Source organism: Variovorax sp. YR566 (assembly GCF_051992195.1).
GTDB lineage: Bacteria > Pseudomonadota > Gammaproteobacteria > Burkholderiales > Burkholderiaceae_C > Variovorax.
The window spans coordinates 6,907,398-6,931,775 of sequence record NZ_CP197092.1; the positions used below are offsets into that span (position 1 = coordinate 6,907,398).

A 24,378-nucleotide genomic window follows, 5' to 3' on the forward strand; every position below is an offset into this window, starting at 1 on the left:
GGCGCTCCGAAAGAGCGCCTTTTGTTTTGGCGAAGCGGCTTGCTTATTGGTTGCGGAAGCTGTCGTGGCAGGCCTTGCAGCTTGCGGCGGTCGGGCCGAACTGGGCCTTGAGCGCGTCGAGGTTGCCGGCCTTGGCAGCGGTCACCAGCTTGCCGGTTTCTTCCATCAGCTTCTGCTGGCGCTCCTTGAACTTGGCGTCTTCCTTCCAGACTTCGGGCTTGGCCTTGCCGCCCTCGGTGCCGGCACCAAAGCCGGCCCAGGGCAGCTTCGCCATGTCGGCGACCACTTCGGCATTGGCCGCGGCAGCGCTGGCGTCGTAGGGCGCACGGCCGTTGGCCATGGCGCCGAGGCGAGCGAAATGCTGGCTCATCACGAACAGCGCGCTCTGGCGGTACTTGATGGAGTCCTCGGGCTTGGCAAACTGGGCCGCGGCGGGAAGAGACATGGCAGCGCAGGCGGCTGCTAGGGCGAACGAAGCAAGTCGGGTCATCGTGGGTCCTCGTTGTGGGGAAAGACGCCGTCGAACGCAGCGTTGCCGGCGAGTGTAGGGGCGGGCCGTGTCCGGTGCATAGCAACAACCCGAAGCAGACTGGGGCCCGGACTTTGCTAATCTGCGCCTTCCGCAGCATTGCGCCCCCTTGGCGCCTTCTTCGATGACCGACTCCTCCGTGGCCGCCTTTCGCGCGGCCTCCGGCCCCGGTGCCCGCACGCGGGTCTGGGACCTGCCGACGCGCCTTTTCCACTGGGCGCTGGCCATCGCCGTCATCGGCATGATCGGCACCGGCCTGGGCGGCGTCATGGAATGGCACTTCCGCCTTGGGTACACGGTGCTTTCGCTGCTGCTGTTCCGGCTGCTCTGGGGTTTCGTCGGCGGGCGCTGGTCGCGCTTTGCGGCCTTCGTCTACGGGCCGGGGTCGGTCGTGGCGTACCTGCGCGGACGGGCCCATCCGGACCATCTGATCGGGCACACGCCGCTGGGCGCGCTGTCGGTGTTCGCTGTGCTGGCGATCCTGGCGTTGCAGGTCGCTACCGGGCTGATGGCGGACGACGAAATCTCGGCGTCCGGGCCGCTCACTCGTTTTGTCTCGGGCGAGGTCGTGAGCCTGGCCACGGGTTGGCACAAGGCGCAGGGCAAGTGGGCCGTGATTGCGCTCGTGAGCCTGCATGTGCTGGCGGTGTTGTTCTACGTGCTCGTCAAGCGGCATCGCCTGGTGCGGCCGATGGTGACGGGAGACAAGCTGGTTTCCGCAGAGAGCGGCCAGGTGGCGCCGAGCCGCGACGACGCGGCCTCGCGCTGGCTTGCGCTGGTGTTGTTCGCGCTGTGCGCGGGCGTGGCTTATTGGGTTTCTTCGTTGCGCGTATGAGCTTCTCTGTGTCACGCCCCCTGCCGCTGTCGGCGATGCCGGCTGTCGTGTTGCTCACGCCCGAAGAGGCGCACGAGATCGAGGCCGCGCGCGCGATCTTCAGCGACTATGCGGGTTCGCTGGGCATCGATCTGGATTTTCAGGATTTCGATAGTGAGCTGGCGCAATTGCCCGGCGAGTACGCCGAGCCACGCGGCACGCTGTTGTTGGCGTTGGTCGATCCGATTAATGTGTCGGAAGACGCCGGGCGTCAGGCGCCGACGCTGCAACGTGCCGACGGCACGCTGGCGCATGTGGCGGGGTGCTGCGCGCTGCGGCCGCTCGACAGCGCGGACTACGCGAACGCCGCGGAAATGAAACGCCTGTACGTACGCCCCGGGTTCCGCGGCCTTGGCCTGGGCCGTCAACTGGCCGAGGCGATCATCGATGCAGCACGCAGCGCGGGATACGGCTGCGTGCTGCTCGACACGCTCGACGACATGGAGTCGGCGCGGGCCCTCTACGAAGACCTGGGCTTCGCGGAGGTGCCGCCCTACTATCACAACCCCGTCGCCGGGGCCCACTACCTCAAAGTGGATCTCTGAGATCTCTGACCGGAGCGGCTGATCAGCCGCGGGCCTGGGCCAGCAGGGTGTCGGCGTCGCTGACTTCGAACTTGCCCGGTGCCTCGACGTTCAGCGACGCGACCTTTCCGTCCTTCACGAGCATCGAATAGCGGTTGCTGCGAAGGCCCATGCCACGGCCGGTCAGGTCGAGCGTGAGGCCGGTAGCCTTGGCGAAATCGGCGCTGCCGTCGGCCAGCATGCGCACCTTGGCGCCGGTCTTCTGGTCGCGCGCCCAGGCGCCCATCACGAAAGCGTCGTTCACGCTCACGCACCAGATCTCGTCCACGCCGGCAGCCTTGAAGTCGTCGAAGTGCTGCACGTAGCCCGGCACGTGCTTGGCCGAGCAGGTGGGCGTGAAGGCGCCGGGCAACGCGAACAGCGCGATGGTCTTGCCCGCCGAAGCCTTGCTCACGTCCACGGCGTTCGGGCCGATGCTGCAGCCTTCGCCCTCGACCTCGGAATATTCCTGCAGGGTGGCCGAAGGAAGGGTGTCGCCGACTTTGATCATTGAATGTGCTCCTGAAAAAGAAAAACGGCCCACATTGTGGGCCGTTTCTAGATGGGCTGTATCGAGCCGGGGATGATCAGACCAGAACGGCCTTTTCGACCAGACGGGTCACGACCCAGTTCTTGGTCTTCGAGATCGGACGGCTTTCCGTGATCTCGATGGTGTCGCCCAGCTTGTACTCGCCCTTTTCGTCATGGGCGTGGTACTTGCTCGTCTTGGCCACGATCTTGCCGTAGAGCTCGTGCTTCACACGGCGCTCGACCAGCACGGTCACGGTCTTGGCACGCTTGTCGCTGACCACCTTGCCGATCAAGGTGCGCTTGAGGGATTTTTTAGCTTCCGTCATGTTCACTCCTTACTTGGCGGCGGGGGTTTCTTGCTGCTTCTGAGCAAGAATGGTCTTGGCGCGTGCGATGTCGCGACGCGTAACGCGCAGCGTCGAGGTGTTCGACAGCTGTTGCGTGGCTTTCTGCATGCGCAGGCCGAAATGGGCCTTCTGCAGATCCTTGATTTCGGCTTGCAGGCCCGCGACGTCCTTCGTGCGCAGGGTTGCGGCCTTCGTCACCTTGGCCGGAGCCGCGGTTTCTTTTTTCTTACGTGTTGCCATGGATGTTCTCCTCTCAGGCGCCGAGCTGGCGAGCGACGAACGTCGTACGCAGCGGAAGCTTGGCGGCGGCCAGGCGGAACGCTTCGCGGGCGAGTTCTTCGGGCACGCCGACGATCTCGAACACGATCTTGCCAGGCTGGATTTCAGCGACGTAGTACTCGGGGTTGCCCTTACCGTTACCCATCCGCACTTCAGCGGGCTTGGTAGAGATTGGCTTGTCCGGGAACACGCGGATCCAGATACGGCCACCGCGCTTCACGTGACGCGAAATCGCGCGACGAGCGGCTTCGATCTGGCGCGCCGTGAGGCGGCCGCGGTCGGTGCATTTGAGACCGAAGTCACCGAACGCAACCGAGTTACCCGTGGTTGCGATGCCGGTGTTGCGGCCCTTTTGTTCCTTGCGGAACTTTCTGCGTGCAGGTTGCAGCATGTTTTGTTACTCCGTGAGGGCCCCAGGCACTTGCGTGCCCGGGAGCGACCGATTACTCGGTCTTGGCACCGTCCGCTGCTGCAGCGGGCGCGGCTTTGCGGACGCGCTTAACGGCGGGTTTCGAGTCTGCACCGGCACCGCCGGTTGCTTCTGCGGGCTTGTCGCTGCCATCGGCCGGGGCGGTGTTGCCACCGATCGGGCCACGGGCACCGGCGCGCGGGCCGGGACCACGACGGTCGCTGCCCGGACGGTCGCCACCAGGGCGGCCATCACGGCGCGGACCGCGCGGACGACGTTCTTCTTCAGGACGCGGCGTTTCGACGGCCGGCAGGTCGTTACGACCCAGCGTGTCGCCCTTGTAGACCCAGACCTTGACGCCGATGACGCCGTAGGTGGTCTTGGCTTCCGAGGTGCCGTAGTCGATGTCGGCGCGCAGGGTGTGAAGCGGCACGCGGCCTTCGCGGTACCACTCGGTACGTGCGATTTCGATGCCGTTCAGGCGGCCAGCCGACATGATCTTGATGCCCAGGGCACCCAAACGCATGGCGTTTTGCATGGCGCGCTTCATGGCGCGGCGGAACATGATCCGCTTTTCGAGCTGCTGCGTGATGCTGTCGGCGATCAGCTGCGCATCGATTTCGGGCTTGCGCACTTCTTCGATGTTGACCGCGACCGGCACGCCGAGCTGCTTGCCCAGTTCGCGCTTGAGATTCTCGATGTCTTCGCCCTTCTTGCCGATCACGACGCCCGGACGTGCCGAGTAGATCGTGATGCGTGCGTTCTTGGCGGGACGCTCGATCATGACGCGCGAGACCGAAGCGTTCTTCAGCTTCTTCTTCAGGTATTCGCGAACCTTGATGTCTTCGGCCAGCATGCCCGCGAAATCGCGGTCGCTTGCGTACCAACGGCTGGACCAGTTACGGGTGACCGCAAGGCGGAACCCGGTTGGGTGGATTTTCTGTCCCATATTTCTTCCAGGCCTTCTTAGTTGCCAACCGTCACGTACACATGGCACGTGGGCTTGCTGATGCGATTGCCGCGACCCTTGGCCCGCGCCGTGAAGCGCTTGAGCGTTGCACCTTGCTCGACGTAGATGGTCTTGACCTTCAGCTCGTCGATGTCGGCACCGTCGTTGTGCTCGGCGTTGGCAATTGCCGACTCGAGCACCTTCTTGATGATCACAGCGGCCTTTTTCTGCGTGAACTGCAGAACGTTGAGCGCTTGATCGACCTTCTTGCCGCGGATGAGATCCGCGACCAGACGGCCCTTGTCGACCGACAGGCGGACACCGCGGAGGACTGCACGTGTTTCAGACATGGTCGTTCCTTACTTCTTCTGGACTTTTTTGTCCGCGGGGTGCCCCTTGAACGTGCGCGTGAGCGCAAATTCGCCGAGCTTGTGGCCGACCATCTGGTCGGTGATGTACACGGGCACGTGTTGCTTGCCGTTGTGCACAGCGATGGTCAGACCGATGAATTCGGGCAGGACCATCGAGCGGCGCGACCAGGTCTTGATCGGCTTCTTGTCCTTGGTCGTCACGGCCTTGTCGGCCTTGGCCACGAGGTGGTGGTCGACGAAAGGACCCTTTTTGAGAGAGCGAGTCATTGGCTATCCCTTACTTCTTGCGACGCGACACGATGAAGACCTGCGTGCGCTTGTTGTTACGGGTGCGATAGCCCTTGGTCAGATTGCCCCATGGGTCGACAGGATGGCGGCCTTCGCCAGTCTTGCCTTCGCCGCCACCGTGCGGGTGGTCGACCGGGTTCATCACGACGCCGCGAACGGTCGGGCGAATACCCTTCCAGCGCTTGGCGCCTGCCTTGCCGAGCTGGCGCAGGCTGTGCTCTTCGTTGGCAACTTCGCCGATCGTCGCGCGGCATTCGATGTGAATGCGGCGGACTTCGCCCGAACGCATGCGGACCTGGGCGTAAACGCCTTCACGGGCCAGCAGCGTGGCCGACGTACCAGCCGAACGTGCGATCTGCGCGCCCTTGCCGGGTTGCAATTCGATGCAGTGGATCGTCGAGCCGACCGGGATGTTGCGGATCGGCAGGGTGTTGCCGGCGCGGATCGGGGCTTCGGCGCCCGACAGCAGCGTTGCACCGGCTTCAAGACCGCGCGGGGCGATGATGTAGCGGCGCTCGCCGTCGGCGTAGCAGACCAGAGCGATGTGGGCGGTGCGGTTCGGGTCGTACTCGATGCGTTCGACCTTGGCCGGGATGCCGTCCTTGTTGCGCACGAAGTCGACAACGCGGTAGTGGTGCTTGGAACCACCGCCACGGTGACGGATCGTGATGTGACCGTTGTTGTTACGGCCGGCCTTCTGGAACTGGGGTTCCAGCAGGGCTGCGTGAGGAGCACCCTTGAACAGGTGGTCACGCGAGATCTTCACCGCGCCGCGTTGGCCCGGCGAAGTGGGTTTCATCTTGATGACGGCCATGATTAAGCGCCTTCCCCAACGAGGTTGAGCTCTTGACCGGCCTTCAGCGTCACATAGGCCTTGCGAACGTTGTCGCGGCGGCCGATGGACTTGCCAAAGCGCTTGGTCTTGCCCTTGGTGTTGAGCACCGACACGCCCTGGACTTCGACCTTGAACATCAGTTCGACAGCGGCCTTGATCTCGGGCTTGGTGGCGTCTTGCAGCACCTTGAAAGTGACAGCGTTCGACTTCTCGCCGACCATCGTTGCCTTTTCGGACACGATCGGGGCGACCAGCACCGCCATCAGGCGGCCTTCTTCGAACGTACGTTCAGCGGCGGTAGGGTTCACGCGGCTCATGCGAACATCTCCTTGAGCTTGTCGACGGCACCCTTGGTGACCAGCACCTTCTTGTAGTGAACCAGCGACACCGGATCGGCGTAGCGGGGTTCGACCACGAGAACGTTGACCAGATTGCGCGAGGCAAGGTACAGGTTTTCGTCGACTTCTTCGGCGATCACGAGCACGGACTCGAGATTCATCGCCTTGAAACGGGCTGCCAGCGGCTTGGTCTTGGGCGAGTCGACCTTGATCGAATCGACCACGGCCAGACGGCCTTCGCGAGCCAGCTGCGAGAAGATGGACGCCATGCCGGCGCGATACATCTTCTTGTTGATCTTCTGCGAGAAGTTTTCGTCAGGCATGTTCGGGAAAATCCGGCCACCCCCGCGCCACAGCGGCGAGGACGTCATACCGGCACGGGCACGGCCCGTTCCCTTTTGCTTGAAAGGCTTCTTGGTCGAGTGCTTGACCTGTTCGCGGTCCTTCTGGGCGCGCGTGCCTTGGCGTGCGTTGGCCTGGAATGCAACGACGATCTGGTGAACCAGGTCTTCGTTGTAGTCACGGCCGAACACGGTCTCGGGGGCGTCGTACTTCGACGCGGCCTGGCCTTGTTCGTTCAGGAGTTCGAGTTCCATTACTTCGCTCCTTGGGCCGCTTGCGGCTTGGCCTTGACAGCGGGACGCACGGTGACGAAGCCACCCTTCGAACCCGGAATCGCGCCCTTGATGAGCAGCAGTTGACGTGCTTCGTCGATGCGGAACACGTCGAGGTTTTGCGTCGTGCGGGTGACGTCGCCGAGGTGGCCCGTCATGCGCTTGCCGGGGAACACGCGACCGGGGTCTTGTGCCATACCGATCGAGCCGGGAACGTTGTGCGAACGGCTGTTACCGTGCGACGCGCGTTGCGAGCTCATGTTGTGACGCTTGATCGTGCCAGCGTAGCCCTTGCCGATGGAAGTGCCTTGCACGTCCACCTTCTGGCCCACGGAGAAGACGCTCGTCACTGCGATCACGCCGCCAGCCTTGTGCTGACCAGCGGTATCGGCGGTAACGCGGAATTCCTGGATGATTTCGCCTGCTTCGACACCTGCCTTGGCGAGGTGGCCGGCTTCGGGCTTGGTCACGCGCGATGCTTTGCGCGAACCGAACGTCACCTGCAGGGCGACGTAGCCATCGGTCTCTTGGGACTTGATCTGGGTCACACGGTTGTTGGACACATCCACCACCGTGACAGGAACTGCGTCCCCGTCATCGGTGAAGAGACGCATCATCCCCACCTTGCGGCCCAGCAACCCGAGGGAGTTGCTCAGACTCATTTGTTTTCTCCAAAAATGGAAACTCCCTACGCCGCTGCCACTTCAATTGGCGACAGCGTTTGCCGGGCTTCCCCGACAGCGTAAGAAGGTTGATAAATCTCTGCCAGAACGACACCCAATGCAGACGCAGCAAGGGCAGAGCCAGCGATTATAGCCCGCGATGCGGGCTCCGCGCAAGCACTGCAGTTGTGGCCGTTTTGAGGGCGCCGAAGCCCCGTTTCCGGGGTCTTTCGCGGCTTATTTCGGCTCTTTGGCCGGCAGCGAGATGATTTTTTCGCCTTCCGCGGACGACTTCATCTCGCCTGCAGCCTTCATGGCCGGGGCGGCCGAGCCGGTCTGCACGGGGATGGCGACGATGCTCATGGCGCCGTTCTGCGTGACAAAGACGTTCAGATAGGCGAGACCTTCGCGGTCGCTCGTCACCGTGGCGGTGGCGGTCGTACGCTGGCCGGCGGGAAGGGCCAGGCTGCTGCTTGTGGTCAGGGTCAGGCCGGCATCGGTCGTCAGGCGCGCGGTGGCACCCGCCGGATCGCTCACGCCGTCGAACTGCAGAACAACAGAGATCGGCCGGCCAACCTGGGGCGTGCCCTCTACCCTGAACTGGATCACGACACCGGAATCGTTGGGCTTGCGTGCTGCGACCGTCATAGGCGCAGCATTGCGGGACGAGGCTGCGTGCTTCGCGGTGCGGGGCGCCGGCACGCCATCTGCAAAGACCGGCGCCGACGCGGCGGCTAGCGTCAAGCATGCCACAGCGGCAATCGTCGAACTGGAACGGAGGTTCATGGCGGCCTTCCTCGCTGCTACTGAATGATCACGCCGAAGCAGGTGCTGGTGGCGGAATTGTTGAGATCGTTGACAACCAGAACATAGTCGCCAGCCGACAGGTTGACCGAGCTGGTGTTTCGGCTTACCACGCCACCTCGATAGATTGCGTAGTTGGGATTAGCGCCCCCCGGCGGGGAGATCGTGAACTGGTAACCACGGTTGGTGGGCGCCGTGAAACGCAGGTACGCGAAGCTTCCGAGCTTGTTTCCGTCACGCTGAGGATCCGCAGCGTTCGTCACACAGGCCGAAGTGGCCGTACCGACCACTGCCTGCTTGTACATCGGCAACGCGATCGACACGCCGCCATCATTGCCCTCCCCCGCGCCGTAGGCATCATTGACCGTGATGCTCTGCCCCGTGAGCAACGCGGCCAGCGTGGATGCACTGCCCTGCGCTGTCGCGTTGAATGCCACGGCGAACGGATGAATCGACGTGACCGGCGCACCGCTCCTGAATAGCGCCCCCGTCATCGTGTCGTGGATCGGCTTGAAACCGACCTGCTGATTCAGATTCCAGAAGATCGACTGAATCGAGGATTCGCGGAACCATCCTCGGTTGGTCGCCGGCCCCTGCGTGAGATCGAGGCTGCCGCCCTGGGCCTGGCCAGGGCCACCCGAATCGACATAGTTGCTGCGCCCCAACGCAATGCCCGACCAGCCGTTGCCCCATCCTTCGGAGAAAGCGAGGCGGCGGTCGATGAGTTCACTCGTGGAGTGCGCGCCGCCCGGCGAATCGTCGCGGCTGAAGGAGGCCTGGTAGTAGTGGCCCCATTCGTGCGCGATCACGGGCGCGTCGAATTCGTCAGTATCCACATCTTCCTTGCCGAGCACGTAGATTTCGGCACCCGAACTTCTGCCAATGAAGAACGTGGTGCCAATCTGGCCCAGCGCGATGCTGCCGCCGGAGTTGGTGTTGTTGACACTCCAGAACACCTTCAGCGACGGAAACGCAGTCGCCGGAGCCACCGACAGCACTTTCTGCATCGCGGTGTAGACCGTGTCCATCACGGCGAACGGCCCGGACACACGCTGGCTGGTGTAGCTCGACCCGCCCCATCCACTGCCGGCGCGCAGGTCGCGGGTGAGCGCCGCGGTGCCGGTGGAGAATGCCGACGACTGCATGGAATAGATCGCGTTCGACTGCGTGTTGTCACGCACGGTGACGTCCCAACTCGGAAGCGCGCCAGTGCGGGTCAGTTGAGCGCGCACGCGGACAACGACGTTCGCGTTTGACGGAACGCTCGCCGAGTAGGCGCCGTTGTCATCGGTGGAAGTCGTGGCCAGCTGGCTGCCACTGGTGGCGTCGAGTACTTCGACAAAAGCACCACGCACCGGTTTGATCGAGATATCGGAATACACGAGGCGGCCACTGGGATTGGGCACCGACTCGTAAGTGGCCGTGCCACTCAGGGCAACTGGCGTCGTCGGAAGCACGGGCAGCAAGGGAATGCCGCCACCGCCTCCTCCCCCACCGCCGCCACATGCGGTCAGCAACGCCGCCGCGATGCAAGCCACCAAACCCGACGCAAAAGAGATGCTTTGTCTCATAGCTGTGCTGCCCTCGTTTCAGCTGTCCGACGCCTCGATGGAGGGAGGCTGTCGTCCGGCGAGGATGCCACATCTGCGCGACATAAAGCACAAAGCCCGCCTGCATTTCTGCAGGCGGGCTTCACAAATAACCGCGACGCGAGGTCGAACGGATTACTGCAGCTTGATCTCGACGTCCACGCCGGCCGGCAGGTCGAGCTTCATCAGCGCGTCCACGGTCTTGTCGGTCGGGTCGACGATGTCCATCAGGCGCTGGTGCGTGCGGATTTCCAGCTGGTCGCGCGACGTCTTGTTGACGTGCGGCGAACGCAGGATGTCGAAACGCTTCATGCGGGTCGGCAGGGGCACGGGGCCCTTGACGATCGCGCCGGTGCGCTTGGCGGTGTCGACGATCTCGGCTGCCGACTGGTCGATCAGCTTGTAGTCGAATGCCTTCAGGCGGATGCGGATTTTTTGCTTGGTAGCCATGGTGATTCCTTTGCGTCCGGCTTAGATGTCGAGGATCTTGGCCACGACGCCCGAACCCACGGTACGGCCGCCTTCACGGATGGCGAAGCGCAGGCCTTCTTCCATCGCGATCGGGTTGATCAGCTTGACGGTGATGCTGACGTTGTCGCCAGGCATGACCATTTCCTTGTCCTTGGGCAGCTCGATCGCGCCAGTCACGTCCGTCGTGCGGAAGTAGAACTGCGGACGGTAGTTGTTGAAGAACGGCGTGTGACGGCCGCCTTCGTCCTTCGACAGAACGTACACCTCGGCGGTGAAGTGCGTGTGCGGCTTGATCGAGCCGGGCTTGCACAGCACCTGGCCGCGCTCGACTTCTTCGCGCTTCGTGCCGCGCAGCAGCACGCCGACGTTGTCGCCAGCCTGGCCCTGGTCCAGCAGCTTGCGGAACATTTCCACGCCGGTGCAGGTGGTCTTGACCGTCGGGCGGATGCCCACGATTTCGATTTCCTCACCAACCTTGATCACGCCGCGCTCGACAGCGCCGGTCACCACCGTGCCGCGACCCGAGATCGAGAACACGTCTTCCACGGGCATCAGGAACGTGCCGTCCACGGCGCGCTCGGGCGTCGGGATATACGTGTCCAGGGCTTCGGCCAGCTTCATGATGGCGCCTTCGCCCAGCTCGCCCTTGTCGCCTTCCAGGGCGAGCTTGGCCGAGCCGTGGATGATCGGGGTGTCGTCGCCGGGGAATTCGTACTTGTCGAGGAGTTCGCGAACTTCCATTTCGACCAGCTCGAGCAGTTCCTTGTCGTCGACCATGTCGCACTTGTTCAGGAACACGATGATGTAGCCCACACCCACCTGGCGAGCCAGCAGGATGTGTTCACGGGTCTGGGGCATCGGGCCGTCGGCGGCCGAGCACACCAGGATCGCGCCGTCCATCTGGGCAGCGCCGGTGATCATGTTCTTCACGTAGTCGGCGTGGCCGGGGCAGTCGACGTGTGCGTAGTGGCGGTTGGCCGTTTCGTACTCGACGTGCGCGGTGTTGATCGTGATGCCGCGGGCCTTTTCTTCAGGCGCAGCGTCGATCTGGTCGTAGGCCTTGGCTTCGCCGCCGAACTTGGCCGACAGAACCGTCGCGATCGCAGCCGTCAGCGTCGTCTTGCCGTGGTCAACGTGACCGATCGTGCCCACGTTCACGTGCGGCTTGGTGCGGGTGAATTTACCTTTTGCCATTTTTTCAATCCTTGAAAGAGCAGTGCCCGTGATTGGGTTTTATGTCTGCACCGCATTGCTGGTTCCCTCGCCACGGGCAGCGAGGGGCACACGGTCGCAGACAGATTCGAAATTGAATACTTACTTGGCGCGGGCGGCCACGATGGCTTCGGCGACGTTACGGGGAGCTTCGGCGTAGTGCTTGAACTCCATCGTGTACGTGGCGCGGCCTTGCGACATCGAGCGCAGCGTGGTCGAGTAGCCGAACATTTCCGACAGCGGCACTTCGGCCTTGATGGCCTTGCCGCCACCGACCATGTCGTCCATGCCCTGCACCATGCCGCGGCGGGACGACAGGTCGCCCATCACGTTGCCGGCGTAGTCTTCAGGCGTTTCGACTTCCACGGCCATCATCGGCTCGAGGATCACGGGGTTGGCCTTGCGGGCGCCTTCCTTGAAGCCGAAGATCGCGGCCATCTTGAACGCCATTTCATTCGAGTCCACGTCGTGGTACGAACCGAAGTGCAGCGTGACCTTGACGTCCACGACGGGATAGCCCGCCAGCACGCCTTGCGTCAGCGCTTCCACGACGCCCTTTTCCACCGCGGGGATGTATTCGCGAGGAACCACACCGCCCTTGATGGCGTCGACGAACTCGAAGCCCTTGCCGGCTTCCTGCGGCTCGAGCTTCAGGATGACGTGACCGTACTGGCCCTTGCCGCCCGACTGGCGAACGAACTTGCCTTCGGCTTCTTCGACGGTCTTGCGGATCGTTTCGCGGTAAGCCACTTGCGGCTTGCCCACGTTGGCTTCCACGCCGAATTCGCGCTTCATGCGGTCCACGATGATTTCAAGGTGGAGCTCGCCCATGCCGGCGATGATGGTCTGGCCCGATTCTTCGTCGGTCTTGACGCGGAACGAGGGGTCTTCCTGAGCCAGGCGTTGCAGGGCGATGCCCATCTTTTCCTGGTCGGCCTTGGTCTTCGGCTCGACGGCCTGCGAGATCACCGATTCCGGGAACACCATGCGCTCAAGCGTCACGATCGCCGTCGGGTCGCACAGGGTTTCGCCCGTGGTGACTTCCTTCAGGCCCACGCAGGCAGCGATGTCGCCAGCGCGGATTTCGTTGACTTCTTCGCGGTTGTTGGCGTGCATCTGCACGATACGGCCGATACGTTCCTTCTTGCCGCGAACCGGGTTGTAGACGCTGTCGCCCTTGGTCAGCACGCCGGAGTAGACGCGCACGAAGGTCAACTGGCCCACGAACGGGTCGGTCATCAGCTTGAATGCCAGGGCCGAGAACTTCTCGTTGTCGTCAGCCTTGCGGATGACAGGCGCTTCGTCTTCGTCCAGGCCGTTGACCGGGGGAATGTCGGTCGGTGCGGGCATGTATTCGACGACGGCGTCGAGCATGGCTTGCACGCCCTTGTTCTTGAAGGCCGAGCCGCACAGCATCGGCTGGATTTCGCCGGCGATGGTGCGCTGGCGAATGGCCTTCTTGATTTCTTCCTCGCTCAGCTCGCCGCCTTCGAGGTACTTGTTCATCAGCTCTTCGCTGGCTTCGGCAGCCGCTTCGACGAGCTTTTCGCGGTATTCGTTGCAGACATCGACCAGGTTGGCGGGGATCTCGCCGTACTGGAACGTCACGCCCTTGTCTTCGTCCCAGATGATCGCCTTCATCTTCACGAGGTCGACGATGCCCTGGAAGTGCTCTTCGGCACCGATCGGGATCTGGATCACGACGGGGTTGGCCTTCAGGCGGTCCACCATCATCTGGCGCACGCGCAGGAAGTCGGCGCCGGTGCGGTCCATCTTGTTGACGAACGCGAGACGCGGAACCTTGTACTTGTTGGCCTGGCGCCAGACGGTTTCCGACTGGGGCTGCACGCCGCCGACGGCGTCGTACACCATGACGGCGCCGTCCAGCACGCGCATCGAGCGCTCGACTTCAATGGTGAAGTCCACGTGGCCGGGGGTGTCGATGATGTTGATGCGGTGTTCGTCGAACTTGCCAGCCATGCCCTTCCAGAAGCAGGTGGTGGCAGCGGACGTGATCGTGATACCGCGCTCTTGCTCTTGCTCCATCCAGTCCATCGTGGCGGCGCCGTCGTGCACTTCACCGATCTTGTGGTTCACACCGGTGTAGAACAGGATACGTTCGGTCGTCGTGGTCTTGCCAGCGTCGATGTGCGCGGAGATGCCGATGTTGCGGTAGCGCTCGATGGGGGTCTTGCGGGACATGATTTACTTTCGGGTTGAAATGCGTTGAGCGCTGGGCCCCGAGCACGGGCACAACGCCCGACACTCAGCACCCAACGCCCAAGCGAAGTTTGATTTTTAGAAGCGGAAGTGGCTGAACGCCCGGTTGGCTTCTGCCATGCGGTGCACTTCGTCGCGCTTCTTCATGGCGCCGCCACGGCCTTCCGTAGCTTCCATGAGTTCGTTGGCCAGACGCAGGGCCATCGACTTTTCACCGCGCTTGCGGGCAGCTTCCTTGATCCAGCGCATCGACAGGGCGAGGCGACGGACAGGGCGGACTTCGACCGGCACCTGATAGTTCGCACCGCCAACGCGGCGCGACTTCACTTCGACCATCGGCTTCACGTTGTTGATGGCAACGGTGAAAGCTTCGAGGGGGTCCTTGTCCGGATTCTTCTTTTCGATGAAGTCGAGAGCACCGTAAATGATGCGCTCGGCGATCGCCTTCTTGCCGCCTTCCATGATCACGTTCATGAATTTGGACAGCTCGACATTGCCGTACTTGGGATCCGGCAGGATTTCACGTTTGGGGACTTCGCGACGACGTGGCATTTTTCTAACCTCTTTGCTTCAGTTGGCACCGTTTCCGGCACCGCGAGAGCCAGTCAGGACTCTCACTTACTCGACCCGACAGTGGGTCACTTCGTTCGATGTGCCCGCCAAGGCCAACCGAACACCGTTTGTTTTTTGACGACAGGAAGGCTTAAGCCTTCTTGGGACGCTTCGCGCCGTACTTGGAACGCGACTGCTTGCGGTCTTTCACGCCTTGCAAGTCGAGCGAACCGCGCACGATGTGGTAACGCACACCGGGCAAGTCCTTGACACGGCCGCCGCGAACCAGCACGACGCTGTGTTCCTGCAGGTTGTGGCCTTCGCCGCCGATGTAGGAGATGACTTCGAAGCCATTGGTCAGACGGACCTTGGCAACTTTGCGAAGCGCCGAGTTGGGCTTCTTGGGCGTCGTGGTGTAGACGCGGGTGCAGACACCGCGACGTTGCGGCGAGTTCTGCATGGCAGGGCTCTTCGAATTGATCTTTTCGACCGTTCGACCCTGACGCACCAGTTGATTGATGGTTGGCATGAATGAATTAGTCCCAAAACAACCCGGCCCTGGTTGCAAAACCGCCCTTGGTCCTTGACGTGACGCAAGGCAAGGAAGCCGGGAATAACGAAAACGTGAAACCCTTCGGAAATTTCCGAAAAGCCCACGAGTATAGCAAACGAGTCTGAAACGGCAAGGTCAGCCGCAGCGGAGAGCTGCCAATCGCCTTGCCACCCCTTCGGATTTACTTGATCCAGAGCCGCACGGCATCCCATGCGCGGCCGAATATCCCTGCCTGCTCGACGGCTTCCAGGGCGACCAGGGGCACGTCGGCGACCGGCTGGTCGTCCAGGGTGACCTTGAGCGAACCGACGGCCTGGTACTTGGTGAACGGCGCCACCAGCGGATCGGGGCGCGACACCTGCGTCTTGATCTTGCTGGCGGTGCCGGCGGGCACCGCGACCACGATGGCTTCCGGGCGGCCCAGCTTCAGCGTGTTCGCCTTGCCCTTCCAGACGGCCGGGGTGGCGGCCGGCTGGCCGGCGTCGAACAGGCGAACGGCGTCGTAGGCCGTGTAACCCCAGTTCAGCAGCTTCTGCGACTCATTGGCGCGCACGGTCTCGCCCGTGGTTCCCAGCACGATCGACAGCAGGCGGCGGCCGCCGGTCAGGTTGGGGAAGTCGCGCTTGGCGGTGGCGATCATGCAGTAGCCGGCCGCCTCGGTGTGCCCGGTCTTCAGGCCGTCGACGGTCGGGTCGCGGAACAGCAGCAGATTGCGATTGGTGTCGTTGGTCGACGGGGTGCCCGGGTAGCGGTACTTCTTGATCGCGTAGTACTTGGCTTCCTCGGGGAAGTCGCGCACCAGGCGGGTCGCCAGAATGCTCAGGTCACGGGCCGTGGTGGTGTGGCCGGGCGCCGTCAGGCCTTCGGGGTTCTTGTAGCTCGTGTTCTTCATGCCCAGCGCCTTGGCCTGGGCATTCATCATCTCGACGAAGTGCTCCACCGTGCCGCCCACGCCTTCGGCCAGCGCCACCGTGGCGTCGTTGCCCGACTGCACGATCAGGCCCTTGATCAGGTCTTCCACCGGCACCTGCATCTTGGGGTCGATGAACATGCGCGAACCGGGCATCTTCCAGGCGCGCGGGCTGACCGGCAGCGTCTGGGTCAGCGTGATCTTCTTGGTGCGCAGCGCATCGAACACCAGGTAGGCGGACATCAGCTTCGTGAGCGAAGCCGGCTCGACCGGGCTGTCGATGTCCTTCTGGGCCAGGATCTGGTTCGCGGTCACGTCGAGCAGCAGGTAGCTGCGCGCGGCGATTTCAGGCGGAGCCGGCACCTGGGCGGCGGCGATCAGGCTGACGGATGCGGCGGCGGTAAAGACCAGCGCGCGGAGCGCGCCAAGAAAACGATTCATGGGGAGTTTGGAAAGAGACGAAAACAAGCCTGCGAGGCTTTCAAGCGATGTCCGCGTGCAGATGGCGGACCACGAGACTTTTGAGCAGCGGCAATTGTCCGTGAAAGAAGTGGCCGCCCCCGGGGACGACTGTGACAGGAAGTGACTGCGGCCGCGCCCAGTCCATCACGGCGGACAGCGGCACGGTGTCGTCGGCTTCGCCATGAACCACCAGCATGCGCTCGTGCGCCTCGGCCGGCAGCGTGGCCACGGTGTTGCGCGCGGCGGCCGTACCTACCAGCACGATCTGGCGGATGTCGCGTTCGGTCCAGAGCTTTGCGGCGGCACCGGTCGCAACGAACGCGCCGAAGGAAAATCCGGCGATCGCCAGCGGCCCCTCGGACGCGAGCTGGCCGACGACATTCAGCATGTCTTCCAGCTCGCCACGCCCTTCGTCGTGCACGCCTTCGCTGGCGCCCACGCCGCGGAAGTTGAAGCGCACCGTGGTCCACCCGCTGGCGACGAATGCGCGTGCCAGCGTCTGCACCACCTTGTTGTCCATCGTGCCGCCGAACAGCGGGTGGGGATGGGCGATTACTGCGATGCCGCGCGGGGTGCCGGCAGGCTGGTCGCGTTGAACCTCGATTGCGCCGGCGGCGCCCTGGAGGCTGATCTTTTCGGTCTGGGAATTCATTGGCGCAAGGTACGAGCGGAGGGTCGGCGGAAAAGTTCAGCGTCCGACATCGGGAGGCAGCAGCAGCCGCTCGACGACCTGGCCGTTCTTCAAGTGCGACTCGACGATCTCGTCGATGTCATCGCCATCGACGAAGGTGTACCAGACAGCCTCGGGGTACACCACAGCCACCGGCCCGCCCGCGCAACGGTCGAGGCAGCCGGCCTTGTTGACGCGCACCTTGCCGGGCCCGGATAGCCCCGCCTCCTTGACCTTCGCCTTGCAGCGGTCGAAGCCTTCCTGCGCGTTGTGCATGGAGCAGGAGTCTTCGCCGTTCTTGCGCTCGTTGAGGCAGAAGAAGATGTGGCGGCCGTAATAGCCGGACGGCGCGGCGGGGGAGGAGCTGGGCATCGGCAGATTTTAGTGACCGCCCCTTAGCCCGTGTCGATACCTTCAAACGTTCAGACCGTCGCAGCGGCATTGGGCCGGCCCCGGCGCGACAGAGCGACCACCACATACGCCAGCACCGCGAAGGGCCAGGTCCAGCCCAGCCACTGCGCCAGCCCGTGGAAGCGGATGAAGCGCCCCTGCTCCCAGGTGGCCAGCGTCTGCGCGAAGTACGCGCTCTCGGGCGCCTGGTTCAGCAGGCTCAGCTGCAGCACGAGCCCCACCAGCAGCAGCGCCGCACACAAGCGGCGCGGCGCGAACAGCAACAGCACGCCAGCAAAGAACGCCGCGGCCATGCCGACCTGCACAGGCAGGCCCAGCCACGCCCATGCGTGCTCGGGCCCATAGCTCAATGCCGCCGACAGCGCCGAGGCCGCGATGCCAGCCAGCAGCGTCAGCGGCAGCAGCACCGCGCGCTGGACCACGGAGCGCGCCACCAGATAGCCCAGCAGGCACGGCACCAGCGCGCCGAGCATCACGCACAGCAGTTCCACCGCCGGCACCAGCGGCTCGAGCTCGAACTGCCGCAGCGGCAGCCAATCGATGAAGGGCGTGTCGAGCAGCCACTCGGAGATCGCCACTTCGAGCCGCTCGAACACCTGCCCCAGCCCGAAGGTGACGGCCGCCGGGAACAGCAGCGCAAAAGGCCACAGCGCGAGCAGCACCAGCGCGCCGCGCGAGTCCTCGGTGAACCACTGCGAACGCGCGCGGCTCCAGTGGGCAACCGCGCCCAGCCGTTCCAGTCCCGCTGCCAGCACGGCACCAAGGACCGCACCCGTCGTGTTGAACCCCAGGTCCACGTTGGAAGGAATGCGCGCGGGCAGGTAGCTCTGCAGCGTCTCCATGGCGAACGAGATTGCCGCTCCCGCCACGGTGGCGCGCAGCACCGCATGCCAGACGCTGGTGGCCGGGCGCGTGCGCAGCACCGCCAGGGCGCACAGGAAGCCGAAGGGCACGTAGCCCACCACATTGATGGCGAAATCGAAGCCCGTCCAGTACTTGGGCCAGGGCGCCGACAAGTAGGCCCACGGCGCGATCCCCTGGTCGCGCCAGTCGGCGAACGGATAGAGACTGGCGTAGACGATCAGCGCCGCGTACGCGAGCGCCAGGGGGAGCGCGGCGGACTTGTGCGGCCTCTCCACCGTGTGCACCGGGCTCAGAACGGCTTGACGACCACCAGGATCACGATGCCCAGCAGCAGCAGCACCGGCAGCTCGTTGAACCAGCGGAACCAGCGGTCGTTGCGCCGGTTCTCGCCCGCCACGAAACGGCGCAGCAGCACGCCGCAGCCGTGGTGATAGCCGATGGCCACCAGCACCAGCGCCAGCTTGGCGTGCATCCACCCGTTGCCCGGGCCGCGCCCGATGCCATAACCCAGCCAGAGCCACAGGCCGAAGCCGAGCGCGGGAACCGCCAGGAAAGTCGTGAATCGCATGAGCTTGCGTGCCATCAACAGCAGCCGCTGCCGCTCGGCCACCGACTCGGGCGGCACCATCGCCAGATTGACAAAGATCCGGGGCAGGTAGAACAACCCCGCGAACCAGCTTGCAATGAAGACGATGTGAAGAGATTTGACCCAGAGCATGGCGGCAGTTTAGTGGCGCCCCTCTCGCCGACCCCTCTTTTGCGGCGATGCCCCTGTACGACGGGCAAAAAAAAGCCCGACGTCTTCACGTCGGGCTGGGAAGCCCTTTTGCTGTCACACATCAAGGCACCCGCTCAGGGAGGAAAAGCGGGGAGCGGCAAGCCGCCCGCTTCAGAATTTAACAAAGACGAAACAAGGTTTCAAGCGACTGAGGCACTTTCTTTGACATTTGAAGCAAAAATTTGAGTACCTTGGTTCTACGAATTTCCGTAGTTGTCAGACAACTGGACACTCGGAGAGAAGGTCTGTGAAAGATCGCTTCAGGCACAATTTTGTATATATGACGTCATCATCTTCCCCTCTGGCCATGTTCCCCGCCGGGCGGCCGCGACGCCTGCGCCGCGACGCTTTCACCCGCAATCTGGTACGAGAACACGCACTGACGGTCAACGACCTGATCTACCCGGTGTTCGTACAGGAAGGCGAGAAACGTCGCGATGCCGTCCCCTCGATGCCTGGCGTGGACCGCCTGAGCCTCGACCTATTGCTGCCCGTGGCCGAGCAGTGCGTGGCGGCCGGGATCCCGGTGATGGCACTGTTCCCGGTGATCGACGCCAGCCTCAAGACACCCGACGGCCGCGAAGCCTTCAACCCCGACGGGCTGATTCCCCGCGTGGTGGCCGCCCTCAAGACGCGCTTCCCCGAGCTGGGCGTGATGACCGACGTTGCCCTCGACCCCTACACCAGCCACGGCCAGGACGGCCTGCTCGACGACACCGGCTACATCCTCAACGACGCGACCGTCGAAGTGCTTGTGAAGCAGGCGCTCACACAATCGCAGGCCGGCGTGGACATTGTGGCGCCGAGCGACATGATGGACGGCCGCATCGGCGCCATCCGCACCGCGCTCGAAGCCCGCGGCGACATTCACACGCGCATCATGGCCTACAGCGCCAAGTACGCCAGCGCCTTCTACGGCCCCTTCCGCGACGCCGTGGGCTCGGCCGCCACGCTCGGCAAGAGCAACAAGAAGGTCTACCAGATGGACCCCGGCAACAGCGACGAGGCCCTGCGCGAAGTCGCCATCGACATCGCCGAAGGCGCCGACATGGTGATGGTGAAGCCCGGCATGCCCTACCTCGACATCGTGCGCCGCGTGAAGGACCAGTTCCATGTTCCGACCTTCGCCTACCAGGTGAGCGGCGAGTACGCGATGCTCAAGGCCGCCGCCCAGAACGGCTGGCTCGACCACGACGCCGTGGTGCTCGAAAGCCTGCTGGCCTTCAAGCGCGCCGGCGCCGATGGCGTGCTGACCTATTTCGCGCTCGACGCCGCGCGGCTGCTGCAGAAATAACGGCGCACCAGCACGGCATGCGCATCTTCGAAATCACCCGCTCGCAGGTCAGCGAGCACGCCGCGCTGGCCCCCCTTACCGTGCCGGGCGCGTGCGGCACCGGAGGCTACCTCTGGATCTCGCTCACACGCGAGGAATTCCGGGCCTCGCTGACTGAGGTGCAGCAGATCCTGCAGACGCTGTGCCTCACGCAACTGGTCGACCTGCACGTGGCCGACCTGCTCAACGACCAGTTGCCCTCCCACTACGACTACACCTCGCAGTACGACGTGCTGGTGTTCCGGCGGCTGGCCAACGGACAGGGCCAGGCGGCGCTGGGCAACGGCAAGGGCAATGGCAGCGAGGCCCCGCCCCTGCCCCGCAGCGGCCCGCCCGTGCTGCGTCGAGTCGACACCCGCCCGGTGGGCTTTGCGGTGTTCGACCGCGTGCTGCTGTCGGTGCACCCGGAAGACGGCGCGGTGCGCGACGCCTTCGCCACGCGCCTGCTGGCGGCCGCCTCGCCCGACGACCGCGGCGCCCCTGCGCTCGACGTGCGCGCCACCTCGGCCCGCCTGCCGACCAGCCCTTCGGACCTGATGCTGCGCGTCATCAACCAGATCGTCGACGGCTACCTCGACCTGCGGCGCGAACTCACCAAGCAGCTCGATCACTGGCAGACCGAGCTGATCGACCCGCGCAGCCGCTTCACCAACTGGGGTGCGCTGATGGAGGCGCGCCAGTCGCTGCACCACCTGGACGAGATCTGCGAAGACCAGCGCGCCGCCATGCAGGACTGGATCGACTCGCTCGAAACGCTCCCCGTGCCCAAGGGCGAGACGGAGCAGCGCGAGCGCGAACTCATCATGATCCGCAGCCGCGACGTGCTCGAGCACATCGAGCGCGTGGTGCACCACGTGCACCGGCTGGAGCAGAACGCCGAGACTGCAGTGCAGATGCACTTCAGCGTCCAGGGCCACCGCGCCAACGACATCATGCGGGTGCTGACGGTGCTCACCGCCGTGTTCCTGCCGCTGAACCTCATCGCGGGCATCTTCGGCATGAACTTCGAATTCATCCCGCTGGTGCACAAGGCCGACGGCTTCTGGATCGCGATGACGTCGATGCTGGTCATTGCGGTGGCGCTGGTGCTGATCTTCTGGCGCAAGCGCTATCTCGCGCGTACGCGCTGATCCCGGAATCGCCAACCAAAGAAAAAGGGCCACGCTTTCGCGTGGCCCTTTTGCATTTCGACGGCCCCGAGGGACCGCTTCAATTACTTGGCGACAGCGCCCGAACCTTGCTCGGCCTGAACGCGAGCGTCCATCGGGTTTTGCATGGTCGAGATAACGCGGCTGTTGACGCGCGAGCCGCCAGTCACGTTCTGGTCGGGAGCGTAGGAGGTGCGAACGGCTTCGGCTTGGACGATTGCGCGGTCCTTCGACACGGCAACCGTTTCCGGGCCGCGCGAACCGCGGGTCACGTTCTGGTTCGGAGCCGATGCGGCGCGCACGGCTTCGGCGTTGACTTCATCACGGCTCTTGGTCGAGACGGCGGTGTTCACGCCTTGGTACGTTTCGGCTTGGGCGCCAACGGCAGCCAGCAGGGTCAGGGCGGCAGCGGCGAGGATTTGCGAGGTCTTCATATTCAGTTCTCCTAGGATGTTCGTTGGATGGTTCGTCCACCAGGCTTGCTGGTTCGCTTGCCTGTGCGGCGAGTTTCCGGGCGAACTGCCATGCCAAAACACTCTGTTCAGAGACACGGTGTTTCCTCTATTGAAACAATGCCGACATCAAGGCATGCCAGCAGAAAAAAGCCGGGCCCGGTTTGCACCGGCCCGGCCTTGCAGGAGAAGACTTCCGGCTTATCGCTGCGAGGCTTGGAACTGCGGCGGCACTTCGCTGTTGACGAAGGCGCGGCGGTCCAGGTTCTGGTTCGGCGCGTGGGCGGCAGCCACGGCCTGGGCGCGGACCGACGCCCGGTCGAGCGAACTCGGCCGCGAGACCAGCGGCGCCGCCACGACGTCGCCGTAGACATTGCCACCGCGCGCCGCAGCATCGGCACCGGCCACCACATCGCTGCGACTGGTGACGGCCCTGAGCGGCTGCACCGGCTCGAAGCCCTGTTGGGCACCCTGCGCCTGCGCGCCGGAGGCGGCGAGCAGCAACAGGACGGCAGCGGCAATGATGTTCGGGGTCTTCATTTCAGTTCCTTCCAACGGTCCAACTGGGCTGGCGACGTCGGCGAGTAACCGAAGTGTCGCCCAAGCTGGTTAGGAAAAACCCGGGAGAATCGAACCATCGCGTTCCCAAAACGGAAACAATGGACTCATTCACATGGACAGTCTCGATCTGATCAGAACCTTCCGGGAAGTCGCCTCGCACGGCAGTTTTTCCCAGGCAGCCAAGAGGCTCGACATGTCGAAGGCCACTGTCAGCAAGTATGTGGCCGAGCTGGAAACCCGCTTCGGCGTGCGCCTTCTCAACCGCTCCACCCGTTCCGTGAGCCTCACCGATGCCGGCCAGCTGCTGCTGGACCGCAGCACCCCGATGCTAGAGATGGTCGAACTGACCCAATCCGAGCTGCAGGACCGCGCCAGCCAGCCCGGCGGGCGGCTGCGCATCTCGGCCCCGCACGGCATGGGCAGCGGCGAGTTTCCGAACCTGCTGGCCGACTTCATGCGCTACTACCCCGACGTGACGATCAGCCTGCAGCTGACCAACCGGGCCGTCGACCTCGCCGAGGAAGGCATCGACGTCGAACTGCGCAGCGGCCCCATCGAGGACGCGAACCTGATCGTGCGCAAGCTGCGGCTCATGAACATGGTGGTCTGCGCCTCGCCGGTCTACTGGAAGAAGCACGGCAAGCCCGAGCATCCGCGCGACCTGTCGGGCCACGACGCGCTCACGTTCTCGGCGCAGGGCCAGCAGCCCTCGTGGCGCTTCGACGACAACGGCACGCCGATCGACGTACCGGTGAAAAGCCGCATGGACTGCACCGAAGGCGCGCCGCTGATCCGCGTGGCCATGCATGGATTCGGCGTGATCTACCTGCCGTCGATCCTCGTGCAATCACACCTCGACCACGGCGAGCTGGTGCCCGTGTTGCAGGATTACGCGCGCAAGGACGTGTGGTTTTCGGCCGCCTACCTGCAACGGCGCCACAACAGCGCTGCATTGCGCGCGCTGCTCGACTTCCTGCAGACCCGAGTCGGCCCGGGCGCCACGGCACGCAAGCCGAGCCATTCATGAAATGAAAAAACCCGGCAGTGCCGGGTTTTTTCATTGAAGAGCGAGCGCCAGACTCAGCCGAGGTGCTTCGCAAAGAAGGCCAGCGTGCGCTCGCGCGCCAGCTTGGCCGCGTCGGCGTTGTACGAGCCGCGCTGGTCGCAGTTGAAACCGTGGCCGACCGGATACACATGCACTTCCACCTCCGGATGCGCCTTCTTGAACGACTCGATGGTGTCCAGCGGAATCCAGTGATCCTGGTTGCCGAAGTGCGCGAGCACCGGCACCTTGGGCTGGCGCGCCGTTTCTTCCGGCGAGGTCATGCCGCCGCCGTAGTAAGGCGCGGCAGCAGCCAGGCCCGGCAGCAGCGCCGCCGAGCGCCACACCAGCAGGCCGCCCCAGCAGTAGCCCACGATGCCGACCTTGCCAGCCTTCGACGCGTAGGCGATCGACGCCTCGATGTCCTGCAGCACGCCCGGCGCCGGCAGCGCCTCGACAGCGGTCTTCAGGCCGAAGCCGTTCTTCATGTCGTCGTCCGAGTAGCCCAGTTCCACGTCCGGCTTGACGCGCTGGAAGGTCGACGGCGCCACGGCCAGGTAGCCCTCGGCCGCATAGCCGTCGGCCACCGAGCGGATGTGCGAGTTCACGCCAAAGATTTCCTGCACCACGACCACCGCGCCGCGTGGCTTGCCCGCCGGTTCGGCCACGTAGGCGGGGAAGGTGAAGCCGTCCTTGGCCTTGAGATCGATGAATTGACCCATGTTGTCTTGCTCCTTGATGGCAAATAAGTAAGTGC

Annotated in this window: 32 protein-coding genes; 5 read left to right on the forward strand and 27 right to left on the reverse strand. The window is 64.0% G+C overall.

Going from position 1 to position 24,378, the window contains the following annotated elements; translation table 11 throughout:
• Nucleotides 1-43: 43 nt before the first annotated feature.
• Nucleotides 44-490 carry a c-type cytochrome gene (locus ACTG4X_RS32390; RefSeq protein WP_097197787.1) on the reverse strand — a complete coding sequence of 149 codons (447 nt, stop codon included), beginning with the start codon at nucleotides 488-490 and terminating at the stop codon, nucleotides 44-46.
• A 163-nt stretch (nucleotides 491-653) separates the two neighbouring features.
• Between ACTG4X_RS32390 and ACTG4X_RS32395 the strand changes: the two genes are divergently transcribed.
• Together ACTG4X_RS32395 and ACTG4X_RS32400 are read left to right on the forward strand one after the other, a co-directional pair.
• Nucleotides 654-1,364, forward strand: coding sequence for a cytochrome b/b6 domain-containing protein (locus ACTG4X_RS32395; RefSeq protein ID WP_093057768.1), 711 nt, complete (start codon nucleotides 654-656; stop codon nucleotides 1,362-1,364).
• The gene (locus tag ACTG4X_RS32400; RefSeq protein WP_097197786.1) at nucleotides 1,361-1,948 is read left to right on the forward strand and encodes a GNAT family N-acetyltransferase; all 588 of its coding nucleotides are present in this window, start codon (nucleotides 1,361-1,363) and stop codon (nucleotides 1,946-1,948) included. Before ACTG4X_RS32395 ends, ACTG4X_RS32400 begins: the two co-directional genes overlap by 4 nt.
• A gap of 22 nt (nucleotides 1,949-1,970) precedes the next feature.
• On the opposite strand, the gene ACTG4X_RS32405 is transcribed toward ACTG4X_RS32400, so the two are convergent.
• The 23 genes from ACTG4X_RS32405 to ACTG4X_RS32515 all read right to left on the reverse strand — a co-directional run bounded on the left by ACTG4X_RS32405 (nucleotide 1,971) and on the right by ACTG4X_RS32515 (nucleotide 19,025).
• A complete protein-coding gene (locus ACTG4X_RS32405; protein ID WP_097197785.1) occupies nucleotides 1,971-2,477 on the reverse strand; it encodes a peroxiredoxin in 507 nt (168 codons plus the stop codon).
• Nucleotides 2,478-2,553: 76 nt separating this feature from the next.
• A complete protein-coding gene (gene rpsQ / locus ACTG4X_RS32410) occupies nucleotides 2,554-2,823 on the reverse strand; it encodes a 30S ribosomal protein S17 (RefSeq protein WP_015867662.1) in 270 nt (89 codons plus the stop codon).
• Nucleotides 2,824-2,832: 9 nt separating this feature from the next.
• On the reverse strand, nucleotides 2,833-3,042 hold the full coding sequence (rpmC, locus tag ACTG4X_RS32415; protein WP_056589463.1) for a 50S ribosomal protein L29: 210 nt from the start codon (nucleotides 3,040-3,042) through the stop codon (nucleotides 2,833-2,835).
• A gap of 55 nt (nucleotides 3,043-3,097) precedes the next feature.
• A complete protein-coding gene (rplP, locus tag ACTG4X_RS32420; RefSeq protein WP_007838137.1) occupies nucleotides 3,098-3,514 on the reverse strand; it encodes a 50S ribosomal protein L16 in 417 nt (138 codons plus the stop codon).
• A gap of 52 nt (nucleotides 3,515-3,566) precedes the next feature.
• Entirely contained in the window at nucleotides 3,567-4,481 is a 915-nt protein-coding gene (gene rpsC / locus ACTG4X_RS32425) for a 30S ribosomal protein S3 (RefSeq protein ID WP_093057771.1), read from the reverse strand.
• A gap of 17 nt (nucleotides 4,482-4,498) precedes the next feature.
• On the reverse strand, nucleotides 4,499-4,831 hold the full coding sequence (gene rplV / locus ACTG4X_RS32430; RefSeq protein ID WP_007838134.1) for a 50S ribosomal protein L22: 333 nt from the start codon (nucleotides 4,829-4,831) through the stop codon (nucleotides 4,499-4,501).
• Between the two features lie 9 nt (nucleotides 4,832-4,840).
• Nucleotides 4,841-5,119 (reverse strand): 30S ribosomal protein S19, encoded by a 279-nt coding sequence (rpsS, locus tag ACTG4X_RS32435; protein ID WP_007838132.1) that lies wholly within the window; start codon nucleotides 5,117-5,119, stop codon nucleotides 4,841-4,843.
• A 10-nt stretch (nucleotides 5,120-5,129) separates the two neighbouring features.
• Entirely contained in the window at nucleotides 5,130-5,954 is an 825-nt protein-coding gene (gene rplB / locus ACTG4X_RS32440) for a 50S ribosomal protein L2 (RefSeq protein ID WP_093057772.1), read from the reverse strand.
• A gap of 2 nt (nucleotides 5,955-5,956) precedes the next feature.
• Complete coding sequence (gene rplW / locus ACTG4X_RS32445; protein ID WP_093057773.1) at nucleotides 5,957-6,292, reverse strand: 50S ribosomal protein L23; 336 nt, start codon at nucleotides 6,290-6,292, stop codon at nucleotides 5,957-5,959.
• Entirely contained in the window at nucleotides 6,289-6,909 is a 621-nt protein-coding gene (rplD, locus tag ACTG4X_RS32450; RefSeq protein WP_019657681.1) for a 50S ribosomal protein L4, read from the reverse strand. The genes rplW and rplD overlap by 4 nt, the downstream gene beginning before the upstream one ends.
• Nucleotides 6,909-7,589 (reverse strand): 50S ribosomal protein L3, encoded by a 681-nt coding sequence (gene rplC / locus ACTG4X_RS32455; protein ID WP_093057774.1) that lies wholly within the window; start codon nucleotides 7,587-7,589, stop codon nucleotides 6,909-6,911. The genes rplD and rplC overlap by 1 nt, the downstream gene beginning before the upstream one ends.
• Before the next feature lie 237 nt (nucleotides 7,590-7,826).
• Complete coding sequence (locus ACTG4X_RS32460) at nucleotides 7,827-8,375, reverse strand: hypothetical protein (RefSeq protein ID WP_440532872.1); 549 nt, start codon at nucleotides 8,373-8,375, stop codon at nucleotides 7,827-7,829.
• Between the two features lie 17 nt (nucleotides 8,376-8,392).
• Nucleotides 8,393-9,964, reverse strand: coding sequence for a hypothetical protein (locus ACTG4X_RS32465; RefSeq protein WP_097197783.1), 1,572 nt, complete (start codon nucleotides 9,962-9,964; stop codon nucleotides 8,393-8,395).
• A 153-nt stretch (nucleotides 9,965-10,117) separates the two neighbouring features.
• The gene (rpsJ, locus tag ACTG4X_RS32470) at nucleotides 10,118-10,432 is read right to left on the reverse strand and encodes a 30S ribosomal protein S10 (RefSeq protein ID WP_007838118.1); all 315 of its coding nucleotides are present in this window, start codon (nucleotides 10,430-10,432) and stop codon (nucleotides 10,118-10,120) included.
• 21 nt (nucleotides 10,433-10,453) lie between these two features.
• On the reverse strand, nucleotides 10,454-11,647 hold the full coding sequence (tuf, locus tag ACTG4X_RS32475; protein ID WP_093060175.1) for an elongation factor Tu: 1,194 nt from the start codon (nucleotides 11,645-11,647) through the stop codon (nucleotides 10,454-10,456).
• 120 nt (nucleotides 11,648-11,767) lie between these two features.
• Nucleotides 11,768-13,867, reverse strand: coding sequence for an elongation factor G (fusA, locus tag ACTG4X_RS32480; protein WP_093058727.1), 2,100 nt, complete (start codon nucleotides 13,865-13,867; stop codon nucleotides 11,768-11,770).
• Between the two features lie 96 nt (nucleotides 13,868-13,963).
• A complete protein-coding gene (rpsG, locus tag ACTG4X_RS32485) occupies nucleotides 13,964-14,437 on the reverse strand; it encodes a 30S ribosomal protein S7 (protein ID WP_013543947.1) in 474 nt (157 codons plus the stop codon).
• Nucleotides 14,438-14,588: 151 nt separating this feature from the next.
• Nucleotides 14,589-14,966 carry a 30S ribosomal protein S12 gene (rpsL, locus tag ACTG4X_RS32490; protein ID WP_013543948.1) on the reverse strand — a complete coding sequence of 126 codons (378 nt, stop codon included), beginning with the start codon at nucleotides 14,964-14,966 and terminating at the stop codon, nucleotides 14,589-14,591.
• A gap of 205 nt (nucleotides 14,967-15,171) precedes the next feature.
• Nucleotides 15,172-16,341, reverse strand: coding sequence for a D-alanyl-D-alanine carboxypeptidase family protein (locus ACTG4X_RS32495; protein WP_093058726.1), 1,170 nt, complete (start codon nucleotides 16,339-16,341; stop codon nucleotides 15,172-15,174).
• Between the two features lie 40 nt (nucleotides 16,342-16,381).
• On the reverse strand, nucleotides 16,382-17,014 hold the full coding sequence (locus ACTG4X_RS32500) for an alpha/beta hydrolase (RefSeq protein WP_440532873.1): 633 nt from the start codon (nucleotides 17,012-17,014) through the stop codon (nucleotides 16,382-16,384).
• Nucleotides 17,015-17,050: 36 nt separating this feature from the next.
• Nucleotides 17,051-17,404, reverse strand: a complete 354-nt coding sequence (locus ACTG4X_RS32505) for a (2Fe-2S) ferredoxin domain-containing protein (protein WP_093058724.1) — start codon at nucleotides 17,402-17,404, stop codon at nucleotides 17,051-17,053.
• Between the two features lie 50 nt (nucleotides 17,405-17,454).
• Entirely contained in the window at nucleotides 17,455-18,582 is a 1,128-nt protein-coding gene (locus ACTG4X_RS32510) for a VanZ family protein (RefSeq protein ID WP_093058738.1), read from the reverse strand.
• 14 nt (nucleotides 18,583-18,596) lie between these two features.
• Entirely contained in the window at nucleotides 18,597-19,025 is a 429-nt protein-coding gene (locus ACTG4X_RS32515) for a CopD family protein (RefSeq protein WP_440532874.1), read from the reverse strand.
• 367 nt (nucleotides 19,026-19,392) lie between these two features.
• Here ACTG4X_RS32515 and hemB point away from each other — a divergent pair, with 367 nt between their 5' ends.
• Together hemB and ACTG4X_RS32525 are read left to right on the forward strand one after the other, a co-directional pair.
• On the forward strand, nucleotides 19,393-20,379 hold the full coding sequence (gene hemB, locus ACTG4X_RS32520; RefSeq protein ID WP_440532875.1) for a porphobilinogen synthase: 987 nt from the start codon (nucleotides 19,393-19,395) through the stop codon (nucleotides 20,377-20,379).
• 17 nt (nucleotides 20,380-20,396) lie between these two features.
• Nucleotides 20,397-21,548, forward strand: coding sequence for a magnesium transporter CorA family protein (locus ACTG4X_RS32525; protein WP_440532876.1), 1,152 nt, complete (start codon nucleotides 20,397-20,399; stop codon nucleotides 21,546-21,548).
• Between the two features lie 83 nt (nucleotides 21,549-21,631).
• On the opposite strand, the gene ACTG4X_RS32530 is transcribed toward ACTG4X_RS32525, so the two are convergent.
• Both ACTG4X_RS32530 and ACTG4X_RS32535 read right to left on the reverse strand, forming a co-directional pair.
• Nucleotides 21,632-22,000 (reverse strand): DUF4148 domain-containing protein, encoded by a 369-nt coding sequence (locus ACTG4X_RS32530; protein WP_093058720.1) that lies wholly within the window; start codon nucleotides 21,998-22,000, stop codon nucleotides 21,632-21,634.
• Nucleotides 22,001-22,219: 219 nt separating this feature from the next.
• Nucleotides 22,220-22,558, reverse strand: a complete 339-nt coding sequence (locus tag ACTG4X_RS32535) for an alpha/beta hydrolase (RefSeq protein ID WP_093180128.1) — start codon at nucleotides 22,556-22,558, stop codon at nucleotides 22,220-22,222.
• A 133-nt stretch (nucleotides 22,559-22,691) separates the two neighbouring features.
• Here ACTG4X_RS32535 and ACTG4X_RS32540 point away from each other — a divergent pair, with 133 nt between their 5' ends.
• Entirely contained in the window at nucleotides 22,692-23,606 is a 915-nt protein-coding gene (locus ACTG4X_RS32540) for a LysR substrate-binding domain-containing protein (RefSeq protein ID WP_440532877.1), read from the forward strand.
• Between the two features lie 53 nt (nucleotides 23,607-23,659).
• On the opposite strand, the gene ACTG4X_RS32545 is transcribed toward ACTG4X_RS32540, so the two are convergent.
• A complete protein-coding gene (locus ACTG4X_RS32545; protein WP_426390649.1) occupies nucleotides 23,660-24,343 on the reverse strand; it encodes a dienelactone hydrolase family protein in 684 nt (227 codons plus the stop codon).
• Nucleotides 24,344-24,378 lie beyond the last annotated feature (35 nt).

What these genes read in the sequence shown, in the direction of transcription:
- ACTG4X_RS32390 (WP_097197787.1), bottom strand. Translation starts at nt 490, where the DNA reads ATGACCCGACTTGCTTCGTTCGCCCTAGCAGCCGCCTGCGCTGCCATG.
- ACTG4X_RS32395 (WP_093057768.1), top strand. Translation starts at nt 654, where the DNA reads ATGACCGACTCCTCCGTGGCCGCCTTTCGCGCGGCCTCCGGCCCCGGT.
- ACTG4X_RS32400 (WP_097197786.1), top strand. Translation starts at nt 1,361, where the DNA reads ATGAGCTTCTCTGTGTCACGCCCCCTGCCGCTGTCGGCGATGCCGGCT.
- ACTG4X_RS32405 (WP_097197785.1), bottom strand. Translation starts at nt 2,477, where the DNA reads ATGATCAAAGTCGGCGACACCCTTCCTTCGGCCACCCTGCAGGAATAT.
- rpsQ (WP_015867662.1), bottom strand. Translation starts at nt 2,823, where the DNA reads ATGACGGAAGCTAAAAAATCCCTCAAGCGCACCTTGATCGGCAAGGTG.
- rplP (WP_007838137.1), bottom strand. Translation starts at nt 3,514, where the DNA reads ATGCTGCAACCTGCACGCAGAAAGTTCCGCAAGGAACAAAAGGGCCGC.
- rpsC (WP_093057771.1), bottom strand. Translation starts at nt 4,481, where the DNA reads ATGGGACAGAAAATCCACCCAACCGGGTTCCGCCTTGCGGTCACCCGT.
- rplV (WP_007838134.1), bottom strand. Translation starts at nt 4,831, where the DNA reads ATGTCTGAAACACGTGCAGTCCTCCGCGGTGTCCGCCTGTCGGTCGAC.
- rpsS (WP_007838132.1), bottom strand. Translation starts at nt 5,119, where the DNA reads ATGACTCGCTCTCTCAAAAAGGGTCCTTTCGTCGACCACCACCTCGTG.
- rplB (WP_093057772.1), bottom strand. Translation starts at nt 5,954, where the DNA reads ATGGCCGTCATCAAGATGAAACCCACTTCGCCGGGCCAACGCGGCGCG.
- rplW (WP_093057773.1), bottom strand. Translation starts at nt 6,292, where the DNA reads ATGAGCCGCGTGAACCCTACCGCCGCTGAACGTACGTTCGAAGAAGGC.
- rplD (WP_019657681.1), bottom strand. Translation starts at nt 6,909, where the DNA reads ATGGAACTCGAACTCCTGAACGAACAAGGCCAGGCCGCGTCGAAGTAC.
- rplC (WP_093057774.1), bottom strand. Translation starts at nt 7,589, where the DNA reads ATGAGTCTGAGCAACTCCCTCGGGTTGCTGGGCCGCAAGGTGGGGATG.
- ACTG4X_RS32460 (WP_440532872.1), bottom strand. Translation starts at nt 8,375, where the DNA reads ATGAACCTCCGTTCCAGTTCGACGATTGCCGCTGTGGCATGCTTGACG.
- ACTG4X_RS32465 (WP_097197783.1), bottom strand. Translation starts at nt 9,964, where the DNA reads ATGAGACAAAGCATCTCTTTTGCGTCGGGTTTGGTGGCTTGCATCGCG.
- rpsJ (WP_007838118.1), bottom strand. Translation starts at nt 10,432, where the DNA reads ATGGCTACCAAGCAAAAAATCCGCATCCGCCTGAAGGCATTCGACTAC.
- tuf (WP_093060175.1), bottom strand. Translation starts at nt 11,647, where the DNA reads ATGGCAAAAGGTAAATTCACCCGCACCAAGCCGCACGTGAACGTGGGC.
- fusA (WP_093058727.1), bottom strand. Translation starts at nt 13,867, where the DNA reads ATGTCCCGCAAGACCCCCATCGAGCGCTACCGCAACATCGGCATCTCC.
- rpsG (WP_013543947.1), bottom strand. Translation starts at nt 14,437, where the DNA reads ATGCCACGTCGTCGCGAAGTCCCCAAACGTGAAATCCTGCCGGATCCC.
- rpsL (WP_013543948.1), bottom strand. Translation starts at nt 14,966, where the DNA reads ATGCCAACCATCAATCAACTGGTGCGTCAGGGTCGAACGGTCGAAAAG.
- ACTG4X_RS32495 (WP_093058726.1), bottom strand. Translation starts at nt 16,341, where the DNA reads ATGAATCGTTTTCTTGGCGCGCTCCGCGCGCTGGTCTTTACCGCCGCC.
- ACTG4X_RS32500 (WP_440532873.1), bottom strand. Translation starts at nt 17,014, where the DNA reads ATGAATTCCCAGACCGAAAAGATCAGCCTCCAGGGCGCCGCCGGCGCA.
- ACTG4X_RS32505 (WP_093058724.1), bottom strand. Translation starts at nt 17,404, where the DNA reads ATGCCCAGCTCCTCCCCCGCCGCGCCGTCCGGCTATTACGGCCGCCAC.
- ACTG4X_RS32515 (WP_440532874.1), bottom strand. Translation starts at nt 19,025, where the DNA reads ATGCTCTGGGTCAAATCTCTTCACATCGTCTTCATTGCAAGCTGGTTC.
- hemB (WP_440532875.1), top strand. Translation starts at nt 19,393, where the DNA reads ATGTTCCCCGCCGGGCGGCCGCGACGCCTGCGCCGCGACGCTTTCACC.
- ACTG4X_RS32525 (WP_440532876.1), top strand. Translation starts at nt 20,397, where the DNA reads ATGCGCATCTTCGAAATCACCCGCTCGCAGGTCAGCGAGCACGCCGCG.
- ACTG4X_RS32530 (WP_093058720.1), bottom strand. Translation starts at nt 22,000, where the DNA reads ATGAAGACCTCGCAAATCCTCGCCGCTGCCGCCCTGACCCTGCTGGCT.
- ACTG4X_RS32535 (WP_093180128.1), bottom strand. Translation starts at nt 22,558, where the DNA reads ATGAAGACCCCGAACATCATTGCCGCTGCCGTCCTGTTGCTGCTCGCC.
- ACTG4X_RS32540 (WP_440532877.1), top strand. Translation starts at nt 22,692, where the DNA reads ATGGACAGTCTCGATCTGATCAGAACCTTCCGGGAAGTCGCCTCGCAC.
- ACTG4X_RS32545 (WP_426390649.1), bottom strand. Translation starts at nt 24,343, where the DNA reads ATGGGTCAATTCATCGATCTCAAGGCCAAGGACGGCTTCACCTTCCCC.